This is a genomic window from Bacillus sp. NMCC4, assembly GCF_002998555.1.
Taxonomy (GTDB): Bacteria; Bacillota; Bacilli; order Bacillales; family Bacillaceae; genus Bacillus.
Window position 1 is genome coordinate 376,113 of the sequence record NZ_PVRA01000004.1, and the last position, 11,212, is coordinate 387,324.

Annotated in this window: 11 protein-coding genes; 10 read left to right on the plus strand and 1 reads right to left on the minus strand. The window is 42.4% G+C overall.

All coding sequences use genetic code 11. The annotated features are described in order from the left end of the window. Positions 1-21: 21 nt before the first annotated feature. From dnaK to mtaB, 5 genes are all read left to right on the plus strand, one after another. Positions 22-1,863, plus strand: coding sequence for a molecular chaperone DnaK (gene dnaK, locus C6Y02_RS11620; RefSeq protein ID WP_034661361.1), 1,842 nt, complete (start codon positions 22-24; stop codon positions 1,861-1,863). A 164-nt stretch (positions 1,864-2,027) separates the two neighbouring features. Further along, positions 2,028-3,161: a molecular chaperone DnaJ gene (gene dnaJ / locus C6Y02_RS11625; RefSeq protein WP_003217525.1), complete on the plus strand. Its 1,134-nt coding sequence runs from the start codon at positions 2,028-2,030 to the stop codon at positions 3,159-3,161. 22 nt (positions 3,162-3,183) lie between these two features. After that, positions 3,184-4,119, plus strand: coding sequence for a 50S ribosomal protein L11 methyltransferase (prmA, locus tag C6Y02_RS11630; RefSeq protein WP_060596652.1), 936 nt, complete (start codon positions 3,184-3,186; stop codon positions 4,117-4,119). A gap of 23 nt (positions 4,120-4,142) precedes the next feature. Next, positions 4,143-4,913 (plus strand): 16S rRNA (uracil(1498)-N(3))-methyltransferase, encoded by a 771-nt coding sequence (locus C6Y02_RS11635; protein ID WP_060596653.1) that lies wholly within the window; start codon positions 4,143-4,145, stop codon positions 4,911-4,913. Beyond that, positions 4,913-6,271, plus strand: coding sequence for a tRNA (N(6)-L-threonylcarbamoyladenosine(37)-C(2))-methylthiotransferase MtaB (gene mtaB, locus C6Y02_RS11640; RefSeq protein ID WP_034661359.1), 1,359 nt, complete (start codon positions 4,913-4,915; stop codon positions 6,269-6,271). The genes C6Y02_RS11635 and mtaB overlap by 1 nt, the downstream gene beginning before the upstream one ends. A 41-nt stretch (positions 6,272-6,312) precedes the next feature. On the opposite strand, the gene C6Y02_RS11645 is transcribed toward mtaB, so the two are convergent. Beyond that, positions 6,313-7,242, minus strand: a complete 930-nt coding sequence (locus tag C6Y02_RS11645; protein ID WP_034661358.1) for a Na/Pi symporter — start codon at positions 7,240-7,242, stop codon at positions 6,313-6,315. A 182-nt stretch (positions 7,243-7,424) separates the two neighbouring features. Between C6Y02_RS11645 and rpsU the strand changes: the two genes are divergently transcribed. From rpsU to C6Y02_RS11670, 5 genes are all read left to right on the plus strand, one after another. Continuing rightward, positions 7,425-7,598, plus strand: coding sequence for a 30S ribosomal protein S21 (rpsU, locus tag C6Y02_RS11650; protein ID WP_003152957.1), 174 nt, complete (start codon positions 7,425-7,427; stop codon positions 7,596-7,598). A 14-nt stretch (positions 7,599-7,612) separates the two neighbouring features. After that, positions 7,613-8,062: a GatB/YqeY domain-containing protein gene (locus C6Y02_RS11655; RefSeq protein WP_060596656.1), complete on the plus strand. Its 450-nt coding sequence runs from the start codon at positions 7,613-7,615 to the stop codon at positions 8,060-8,062. Positions 8,063-8,203: 141 nt separating this feature from the next. Next, a complete protein-coding gene (locus C6Y02_RS11660; protein WP_106031293.1) occupies positions 8,204-9,517 on the plus strand; it encodes an NfeD family protein in 1,314 nt (437 codons plus the stop codon). 26 nt (positions 9,518-9,543) lie between these two features. Next, entirely contained in the window at positions 9,544-10,536 is a 993-nt protein-coding gene (floA, locus tag C6Y02_RS11665; RefSeq protein WP_034661354.1) for a flotillin-like protein FloA, read from the plus strand. 31 nt (positions 10,537-10,567) lie between these two features. Then, positions 10,568-11,065, plus strand: a complete 498-nt coding sequence (locus C6Y02_RS11670) for a hypothetical protein (RefSeq protein ID WP_060596658.1) — start codon at positions 10,568-10,570, stop codon at positions 11,063-11,065. The last annotated feature ends 147 nt before the right edge of the window (positions 11,066-11,212 follow it).

Sequence of the window (11,212 nt, forward strand, 5' to 3'; positions counted from 1 at the left end):
CATAATGGGAGGTCATCGATTATGAGTAAAATCATTGGGATTGACTTAGGAACAACAAACTCATGTGTTGCAGTACTTGAAGGCGGAGAGCCAAAAGTTATTGCAAACGCTGAAGGAGCACGTACAACACCATCTGTTGTCGCTTTTAAAAACGGAGAGCGCCAAGTTGGTGAAGTAGCGAAACGTCAATCAATTACAAACCCGAACACGATCATGTCTGTTAAAAGACATATGGGTACAGATTATAAAGTAGAAGTTGAAGGCAAGAACTATACACCGCAGGAAATCTCTGCAATCATTCTTCAACACCTTAAATCTTATGCTGAAGGCTATCTTGGCGAAGAAGTAACAAAAGCTGTTATCACAGTTCCTGCTTACTTCAACGATGCAGAACGCCAAGCGACAAAAGATGCTGGTAAAATTGCTGGTCTTGAAGTAGAACGTATCATCAACGAACCAACAGCAGCTGCACTTGCGTATGGTTTAGATAAAACAGAAGAAGATCAAACGATTCTTGTATACGACCTTGGCGGCGGTACATTTGACGTATCAATCCTTGAGCTTGGAGACGGGGTCTTTGAAGTACGCTCAACTGCTGGTGACAACCGTCTTGGTGGAGACGATTTTGACCAAGTCATCATTGATCACCTAGTAGCTGAATTCAAAAAAGAAAATGGTATTGACCTTTCTAAAGATAAAATGGCGCTTCAGCGTTTAAAAGATGCTGCTGAAAAAGCGAAAAAAGATCTTTCAGGTGTATCTTCTACACAAATCTCATTGCCATTTATCACAGCTGGAGAAGCAGGTCCTCTTCACCTTGAATTAACGCTGACGCGTGCTAAATTCGAAGAGCTTTCTGCAGATCTTGTAGAGCGCACAATGACACCTGTACGTCAATCTTTGAAAGATGCTGGTTTATCTGCTAGCGAGATTGATAAAGTCATCCTTGTTGGTGGATCAACTCGTATTCCTGCAGTACAAGAAGCAATCAAAAAAGAAACAGGCAAAGAGCCTCATAAAGGTGTAAACCCTGATGAAGTGGTTGCTCTTGGTGCGGCGATCCAAGGTGGAGTCATCACAGGAGATGTCAAAGACGTTGTTCTTCTTGACGTAACACCACTTTCTTTAGGAATTGAAACAATGGGCGGCGTATTCACGAAGCTGATTGAACGTAATACAACCATTCCAACAAGTAAATCTCAAGTATTCTCAACGGCTGCTGACAACCAAACAGCGGTAGACATCCATGTCCTGCAAGGTGAGCGCCCAATGGCAGCAGATAACAAAACATTAGGCCGTTTCCAATTGACTGACATCCCGCCAGCACCACGCGGCGTACCACAAATCGAAGTATCTTTTGATATCGATAAAAACGGTATTGTCAACGTACGTGCGAAAGATATGGGTACAGGCAAAGAGCAAAACATCACAATCAAATCTTCTTCAGGTCTTTCTGATGATGAGATCGAAAAAATGGTAAAAGAAGCAGAAGAAAATGCTGAAGCAGATGCGAAGAAAAAAGAAGAAATCGAAGTGCGCAATGAAGCAGATCAATTAGTGTTTACAACTGAAAAAACATTAAAAGATCTAGAAGGCAAAATCGATGAAGAGCAAGTGAAAAAAGCAAACGACGCGAAAGATGCACTAAAAGCTGCGATCGAAAAAGGCGAGCTTGAAGACATCAAAGCGAAAAAAGATGAGCTGCAAACAATCGTTCAAGAACTAACGACAAAGCTCTATGAAGAAGCTGCAAAACAAGCACAAGCTCAGCAAGAAGGCGGCGCTGAAGGTGCTCAAAAAGCAGATGACAATGTAGTGGATGCAGAATACGAAGAAGTAAACGACGATCAAGAGAAAAAATAATCACCTTTACTTTTGAAAAAGACTGCTGAAACGTACTCGTCAGAAAGTCAAAGTCAGGATCTCTTGGCTTTGACTTTTTTTCTTTCCAATGATGAAAGCAATTGAAAAAGGTCAAATCAAAATGATACAATCGTATTTATGTGAGAAATCGGGAGTGTGAAGAGATGAGTAAGCGTGATTACTATGAAGTGCTTGGCGTGAGTAAGAGCGCCTCAAAAGACGAGATCAAAAAGGCATACCGCAAGCTTTCAAAAAAGTATCACCCTGATATTAATAAAGAAGCTGGCTCAGATGAGAAATTCAAAGAAGTAAAAGAAGCCTATGAAACCCTTTCTGACGATCAAAAACGTTCGCAATATGACCAGTTCGGTCATACCGATCCAAACCAAGGCTTTGGCGGCGGCGGTTTTGGCGGAGGAGGAGACTTTGGCGGCTTCGGCGGCTTTGATGACATTTTCTCTAGTATTTTTGGCGGCGGAGCCAGAAGAAGAGATCCAAATGCACCGCGTCAAGGAGCAGACTTGCAATATACAATGACGCTTTCATTTGAAGAAGCAGCATTTGGGAAAGAAGCAACGATTGAAATCCCTCGCGAGGAATCATGTGAAACATGTCATGGATCAGGGGCAAAGCCTGGGACAGAAGCAAAGACTTGTTCACATTGCGGCGGCTCTGGTCAATTAAATGTTGAGCAGTCAACTCCGTTTGGTAAAGTGGTCAATCGCAGAGTATGTAACTACTGCAGCGGAACAGGAAAACAAATCGATCACAAATGTTCTACATGTGGCGGCTCTGGTAAAGTGCGTAAGCGTAAGAAAATCAATGTGACGATTCCAGCAGGAGTTGACGATGGTCAGCAGCTCAGAGTGTCTGGTCAAGGGGAACCAGGTGTAAATGGAGGGCCTCCAGGCGATCTATTTGTTGTGTTCCATGTGCGTTCGCATGAATTCTTCGAACGTGACGGAGATGACATTTACTGCGAAATGCCGCTAACCTTTGCACAGGCTGCATTAGGTGACGAAATTGAAGTGCCGACATTACACGGTAAAGTAAAATTGAAAGTCCCTGCTGGCACGCAAACTGGCACGAAGTTTAGACTCAAAGGAAAAGGTGTGAAAAATGTACGCGGCTATGGCCAAGGCGATCAGCATATCGTTGTACGAGTCGTCACACCGACAAATTTAACGGACAATCAAAAAGATATCATTAGAAAATTTGCTGAAGTGAGCGGAAATAAACCGGACGAACAAGAAATGAGCTTCTTCGATAAGGTGAAACGCGCATTTAAAGGCGAGTAAGACGGATAAGGAGTTGGTAGTATTGAAGTGGTCAGAAATTAGCGTCCATACAACAAATGAAGCGGTGGAACCGATCACCAATATTTTGCATGAAGCAGGTGCAAGTGGTGTCGTGATTGAGGACCCGCTTGATTTAGTCAAGGAACGTGAAAATGTATACGGTGAGATCTACCAGCTCGATCCGAATGACTATCCTGATGAAGGGGTCATCGTCAAAGCCTATCTTCCAATGAACAGCTTTTTGATGGAAACGGTAGATGAGATCAAAGAAGCCATCAACAATCTTCTTCTATACGATATTGACCTTGGACGAAACACGCTGTCTATTTGTGAAGTAAATGAAGAGGAATGGGCCACCGCATGGAAGAAATACTATCATCCTGTGAAAATCTCTGAAAAATTCACCATCGTTCCAACATGGGAAGAATATACTCCGGTTCATTCTGATGAACTGATTATTGAAATGGACCCAGGAATGGCATTTGGAACAGGGACACATCCAACAACCGTTCTTTGTATTCAGGCGCTTGAGCGCTATGTGAAGGAAAACGATACGGTGATTGATGTTGGAACAGGCTCTGGGATTTTAAGTGTGGCAGCAGCGATGGTTGGTGCAAAGGACATTCAAGCCTTTGATCTCGACACCGTTGCGGTTGAAAGTGCGAAGCAAAACATCGAACTAAATGGTGTAAGCGAACAAGTGACGGTCAAGCAAAACAACTTACTTGATGGGATTTCAGGTGAACGTGATGTGATCGTCGCCAACATTCTCGCAGAAGTGATTTTGCGCTTTACAGATCAAGCCTATGACTTATTGAAGAAAGATGGCTATTTCATTACATCAGGCATCATTGGACAAAAGAAATTACAAGTCAAAACAGCACTAGAAGAAGCAGGTTTTGACATTGTTGAAGTGCTGTCAATGGAAGATTGGGTCAGCATTATAGCGAAAAAATAAAGCGAGTAGGTGTCAGGACACGTATGCAACGATATTTTATCGACCTCACGAAAGAAGAAGTGATCGCAAAGGGATCTATCGTCATAAAAGGTGAAGATGTACATCACCTTTCCAACGTCATGCGCATGAAAGCAGGGCAGGAAATCCTTTGCTTAACGACAGACGGCTTTGAAGCGCTCAGTAAAATTGATACAATAACAAAGGAAGAAGTCATTTGTCACGTTGAAGGCTGGACAAATCAGGACAGAGAGCTTCCGGTAAAAGTAACAATTGCGAGCGGTCTCCCAAAAGGAGATAAGCTTGAGCTGATTATCCAAAAAGGCACAGAGCTTGGCGCAAGTGCATTTATCCCGTTTCAAGCGGCTCGTTCCATTACAAAGCTTGACCAAAAGAAGTCACATAAAAAACGAGAACGCTGGGAGAAAATCGCGAAAGAAGCAGCTGAGCAGTCCTACCGGAATATCATTCCTCGTGTTGATCCAGTATCAACGTTTAAAGAGCTGACTCAATTAGCTGGTGAATTCGATAAATGTGTCGTTGCATACGAAGAATCATCGAAAGAAGGAGAGCAAAGCCGCTTTCAAACTGTGCTCCAACAGATGAAAGGCGGACAAACCTTACTCGTGGTTTTTGGCCCTGAAGGCGGTTTGGCAGAAAAGGAGATTGACGAGCTTGAAACGCTTGGTGCAGTCATTTGCGGGCTCGGACCACGCATTTTAAGAACGGAAACAGCTCCTCTTTACGCGCTTTCTGCTATATCTTATCAAACAGAGTTATTAAGAGGTGAATCATGATGGGAACAGTAGCGTTCCATACACTTGGCTGTAAGGTCAATCACTATGAAACAGAAGCGATCTGGCAGCTGTTTAAAGAAGCAGGCTATGAAAGAAAAGAGTATGAATCAAAAGCAGACGTATATGTCATTAATACATGTACGGTCACGAATACAGGCGATAAGAAAAGCCGCCAAGTTATTAGAAGAGCCATTCGTCATAACCCGGATGGTGTCATTTGTGTAACAGGCTGTTATGCGCAAACATCTCCAGCAGAAATTATGGCGATTCCTGGTGTTGATATTGTCGTTGGAACACAAGACAGACATAAATTACTCGGTTACATTGAAGAATATCGCAGAGAAAGACAGCCGATTAATGGGGTTGGCAATATCATGAAAGCACGTGTGTTTGAAGAACTCGATGTTCCTGCATTTACAGACAGAACACGCGCTTCATTAAAAATCCAAGAAGGCTGTAACAATTTCTGTACATTCTGCATTATTCCTTGGGCTCGCGGACTTCTTCGTTCTCGTAATCCAGAAGAGGTCATCAACCAAGCGCAGCAGCTTGTGGATGCCGGCTATAAAGAAATTGTATTAACAGGTATTCACACAGGCGGATACGGAGAAGACTTAAAGGATTATAACTTTGCAAAGCTTCTGAAAGAATTAGATGAACGTGTCATCGGTTTAAAACGAATCCGTATTTCATCTATCGAAGCAAGCCAAATTACAGATGAAGTGATTGAAGTGCTTGATCAGTCAGATAAGATTGTCAGACACTTGCACATCCCGCTTCAATCTGGCTCGAATACAGTCCTGAAAAGAATGCGCCGTAAATATACGATGGAATTCTTTGCAGAGCGTTTAACAAAGCTGAAAAAAGCATTGCCAGGCCTTGCTGTCACCTCTGATGTGATTGTTGGATTCCCTGGGGAAACAGAGGAAGAGTTTTTGGAAACGTACAATTTTGTCAAAGACCATCAATTCTCTGAACTACACGTATTCCCTTACAGCAAACGTACAGGTACGCCAGCTGCAAGGATGGAAGATCAAGTGGATGAAAATGTGAAAAACGAACGCGTCCACCGCTTGATTGCTCTTTCTGACCAGCTTGCGAAAGAATATGCATCAGCTTATGAAGGAGATGTCCTAGAGATTATTCCGGAAGAATCCTTCAAAGAACAAGAAGGAAAGCACAATCTTTATGTGGGATATACGGATAACTATATGAAGGTTGTTTTTGAAGGAACAGAGGACATGATCGGCCGTTTGGTCAAAGTGAAAATCATGAAAGCGGGTTATCCTTATAACGAAGGACAATTCGTTCGTATCAGTGATGATGTGCAAACAGACAAAGTGAGAATGACCTCATAATAGATAAAAAAACCGGCTGCCAAAAGGGCAAGCTGGTTTTTTTATTTTGACTGATTTGGTAAAAGACATAAGATCAATGTGTGAAATGGATGAATGAACGGGAAGAAAAGCAAAGAGCTTGCCACATTAAACAGCAGGCTGAAGTGCGCAATTTGCTGGGCTGGAGCGTTTGCAAGAAGGGCGACGAATTCCGTCATCATGGCGAGAAATGGGAGACATAAAAGCACGCCGAGCACATTAAACAAAACGTGTGCATAAGCCGTTTGACGTGCTGCATAGCCGCCAGATATGGCAGCCATTACGGCTGTAATACATGTCCCGATATTTGACCCTAACACAAAGCTTATGCCTTCCTGAAGCCCAACAGTTCCTTCATTCATAAACCCCATTAAAATGCCGATACAGACGGAGCTCGAATGAACAATCGCTGTGAAAATGGTACCCGAAAGCAGCGCCGTCCAGTCAGAATGCTGCATCATTTCAAGAAAGCGCAATGTCTCAGGCTGACTTGTCATCATACCTGCAATTTTAGAAAAGCCTTGAATGCAGAAAAAGATCATCCCGAGCCCAAATATACTTTTTCCTGCATGCCTAAAAGATTTTCTGCCAAACATGATGCATATTAGACCAGCTAGGATTAAGACCCACATGAAAACATCCATTTTAATGGCGATAAATTCTGTTGTAAACGTGGAGCCAATATTGGTGCCAAGAATCATTGGAATGGATTTTTTAAAAGAGAGAATGCCTGTACTGACAAAGCCGATCACGATGACCATAAACGCTGAACTGCTTTGAAGAATCCCTGTAAATACGATGCTGACCAAGAATGCTTTTATTGGGTGATCTGTAAAGAGAAGAAGTGATTTCTCAATACGAGACGACGCAAGCGCCATTAATCCTTTTCTCAGCAAACCCATTGACCATAAAAAAATGAAAATAAGTGCACAAAAATAAATGATCGCCATCATAGAAAAGTCCTCCTCTTACCAATGAATATATGGACTTGTCTACCTGCTCATGACGAAAATATATTTCCAAATCACTTAGTTGACCTCACACTAGGCTTATATTATAATGTCTAGGTACATGTTTTGCATGTATATCTTTTTTTAATGCAGTCGATTGGTGTATTCGGAGGGAGGGAAAGAGAATGTCAAAAACGGTCGTTAGAAAAAACGAATCGCTTGAAGATGCTCTTCGTCGCTTTAAACGCAGTGTATCCAAAACTGGAACATTGCAAGAAGCAAGAAAGCGTGAATTTTATGAAAAGCCTAGCGTAAAGCGCAAGAAAAAGTCTGAAGCTGCTAGAAAACGTAAATTCTAAAGAGGGTGGATTTTATGAGTCTTCTTGAGCAATTAAATACTGATATGAAGCTTTTTATGAAAAACCGTGAGAAAGACAAGCTTGTTGTCATTCGTATGGTAAAGGCTTCGCTCCAAAATGAAGCAATTAAGCTTAAGAAAGACAGTTTGACCGGCGATGAGGAACTAACCGTCCTTTCCCGCGAGATTAAGCAACGTAAAGACTCCCTCCATGAATTTTCGAAAGCTAATCGCTTAGATTTAGTAGATAAAGTTCAAAAAGAGATTGACATCTTAGACGTTTATTTACCTGAACAGTTTTCTGAAGAAGAACTGCAAACGATCGTGAAAGAAACGATCGCTGAAACAGGTGCTTCATCGAAGGCTGATATGGGTAAAGTCATGAGCGCTATTATGCCAAAAGTAAAAGGTAAAGCTGATGGTGCTGTCATTAACAGACTTGTCAGCGAGCAGCTGTCTCAATAAAAAAGTATCCTTCTATTGTTAGAAGGGTACTTTTTTTATACCTTCATCATTCTGTCATATAAAAATGAAACCTATGATACATTTGTAACGTATGTAAAGGAACGGTAAAATGGAAGATAGAGAGGAGGGATCACCAAATAGATGAAAAAAATAAAAATTTCTATTGCTCTCTTCAGTTGTTTTATAATATGCTTGTTTTTAGGGGTTCAATTGACCGCGAAATCAGTAGATCAGAAAGTTCATGTTATCCCAATTGAAGATACAGTAGAAAAAGGACTTTCTAAATTTATTGAACGATCATTTGAGCAGGCAAAGTCCGAACGAGCGAAACATATCATTCTAGACATCAATACACCAGGTGGTGCAGTCGATGCGGCGCTTGAGATTGCAGATACCATTCGTGCGTCTGATATCCCTGTGACAGCATTTGTGAATCATAGAGCGCTTTCAGCCGGGGCATTCCTTGCACTAAATGCCGACGAGATTTATATGACCCCAAATGGAAAGATGGGAGCTGCTGCGATCATTGATGGGGAAGGCAATGCTGCCGATCAAAAATCTGAATCGCTATGGCTTGCTGAAATGAGTGATGCTGCCGAAAAGCAGGGGCGTGATCCGAAATATGCGCTTGCGATGGCTGATCCAGACATAGATGCGAAGAATGCTGGTGCACCAAAAGGAGAACTGCTCACCTTTAATACGGATCGAGCGCTTCAATTTGGTTACGCAGAAGGTGAAGCGAAGAATTTAGATGACTTGCTTCAGAAGCTGAAATTAGCAGACGCTTCTGTTCAATACGATGAAGTGAGCTTTGCTGAAAAGGTTGCGCGCTTTCTCACGCACCCAATCGTCATTCCAATCCTTTTATCCATCGCAAGCTTAGGGTTAATTGTTGAGCTCTATTCTCCTGGCTTTGGGGTTCCAGGCACCATGGGAGTGACAGCGCTTCTTTTATTCTTTTATGGACATCTCGTGGCTGGTTTTGCAGGATATGAGACGTTGTTCCTGTTCTTAGCAGGGATATTGCTCATTATTCTGGAATTGTTTTTGCCGGGGGGAATCGTAGGTGTCATTGGACTGATCTGTGTTGTTGCCAGCTTATTTTTAGCAGCTGGAAGCTTTACAGAAATGGCGATTTCCATCTTGATTGCCACTGCTGTTTCAATCATAGCAGTTATTTTATTGACAAAGGTGTTGGGGAAACGTATGAAATTTTTTAAAAAGTTCATTTTAACCGATTCAACCAATAAAGAAAGCGGTTATGTCTCAAATGAAACAAGAGAGGATCTTGTTGGACAGATCGCTGTTACATTAACAGCGCTTCGCCCATCTGGGACGGCTGTACTCGGAGATGAGCGCATTGACGTTGTGTCAGAAGGTGCGTTTATTGACAAGGATGAACAGGTTAAAATCGTCAAAGCGGAAGGCTCACGCATTGTCGTGAGGAAAGTATAGATAACTGATTTTATAGGAGGAATAAAATGGATCCATCTACTTTACTATTATTTGTGATTATCGCAGCAGGTCTGATCGTTCTATCGATCTTCTTCACCTTTGTACCGGTGATGCTGTGGATTTCTGCCTTAGCGGCTGGCGTAAGAGTGAGCATTTTTACACTTGTAGGAATGAGACTTCGCCGAGTCATTCCAAACCGAGTGGTCAATCCGCTCATCAAAGCACATAAAGCAGGTCTTGATGTGACGATTAACCAATTAGAAAGTCACTACCTGGCAGGTGGTAACGTTGACCGTGTTGTGAACGCATTAATCGCAGCTCAACGTGCGAATATCGAATTGAACTTTGCACGTTGTGCAGCGATCGACCTAGCAGGCCGTGACGTACTTGAAGCTGTACAAATGAGTGTAAATCCTAAAGTCATTGAAACACCATTTATCTCTGGTGTGGCAATGGACGGGATTGAAGTAAAAGCCAAAGCACGTATTACAGTTCGCGCAAACATCGAACGACTTGTCGGTGGTGCAGGGGAAGAAACAATCATTGCTCGTGTAGGTGAAGGAATTGTCTCTACAATCGGTTCATCAAATAATCATAAAAAGGTTTTAGAAAATCCAGATATGATTTCTCAAACGGTTCTTGGTAAAGGATTAGATTCAGGTACTGCGTTTGAAATTCTCTCGATTGATATCGCAGATGTGGATATCGGTAAGAACATCGGGGCGATTCTGCAAACGGACCAAGCAGAAGCAGACAAAAACATCGCACAAGCGAAAGCGGAAGAACGCCGCGCAATGGCTGTTGCCCAAGAACAAGAAATGCGTGCAAGAGTTGAAGAAATGCGCGCGAAAGTCGTAGAAGCAGAGGCTGAAGTACCACTTGCAATGGCTGAAGCATTACGCGAAGGTAATATTGGAGTCATGGACTACATGAACATTAAGAATATCGATGCTGATACGGATATGAGAGATTCATTTGGTAAAATGACAAAAGGTCCATCTGATAATGAAAACAAATAAGCATCCTCTCACGCTTTAAGGAGGGAGCCCAATGGACATTCTATTTGAAAATCCGTTACTAATTGCGATTATCATCGGTATCATCTCTGCTGTATTTGGGAAAATCGGCAAACAAGAGGAGAAGGAACAAAACAACCAGCAACATAAGCCGGCTCCTCAGAATAAGCCTATGCCTCAAAAGAAAGCAGAACAAACCAGCCCGAACCCAGTCAAAACAGACCAGTTGGACGATTTCGGCGATGTACATGATCATGGCGGGATGAAGAAACAAGGTTCACAGTCCTTACAGGATCGTTATACCGCTACACTAGCTGAAATGGAAGAAAGAAAAAGCGAGCTGAATAAAGAGTTCAAATCTCTTGAAAGGCAGCTGACCAGACCGAAAGCTTCTGCTGCGGAAATGAAGCCGCACGTCATTAACAGGCTTAACCAAAATACTGTTGTTCAAGGCATGCTTCTTGGAGAAGTATTTGGAGAGCCGCGCGCGAAAAAGCCGCACAGAACGATGAAACGGCCATATAAAAGATAAAGAAGAAAGTCCCTTTATATGGGACTGACCCCATAAGATGAGACAAATAAAAAACACCTTCAAGTTTGAAAATGGATCGTTGTGATCCGAAATAAAACATGGAGGTGTTTTTTCTATGGGGACAAGAGTGAGTTATCCGGTTGAAGT

Coding starts and splice junctions, on each gene's coding strand:
- C6Y02_RS11635 (WP_060596653.1), top strand. CDS start 4,143: ATGCAACGATATTTTATCGACCTCACGAAAGAAGAAGTGATCGCAAAG.
- rpsU (WP_003152957.1), top strand. CDS start 7,425: ATGTCAAAAACGGTCGTTAGAAAAAACGAATCGCTTGAAGATGCTCTT.
- mtaB (WP_034661359.1), top strand. CDS start 4,913: ATGGGAACAGTAGCGTTCCATACACTTGGCTGTAAGGTCAATCACTAT.
- dnaK (WP_034661361.1), top strand. CDS start 22: ATGAGTAAAATCATTGGGATTGACTTAGGAACAACAAACTCATGTGTT.
- floA (WP_034661354.1), top strand. CDS start 9,544: ATGGATCCATCTACTTTACTATTATTTGTGATTATCGCAGCAGGTCTG.
- C6Y02_RS11670 (WP_060596658.1), top strand. CDS start 10,568: ATGGACATTCTATTTGAAAATCCGTTACTAATTGCGATTATCATCGGT.
- C6Y02_RS11660 (WP_106031293.1), top strand. CDS start 8,204: ATGAAAAAAATAAAAATTTCTATTGCTCTCTTCAGTTGTTTTATAATA.
- C6Y02_RS11645 (WP_034661358.1), bottom strand. CDS start 7,242: ATGATGGCGATCATTTATTTTTGTGCACTTATTTTCATTTTTTTATGG.
- dnaJ (WP_003217525.1), top strand. CDS start 2,028: ATGAGTAAGCGTGATTACTATGAAGTGCTTGGCGTGAGTAAGAGCGCC.
- C6Y02_RS11655 (WP_060596656.1), top strand. CDS start 7,613: ATGAGTCTTCTTGAGCAATTAAATACTGATATGAAGCTTTTTATGAAA.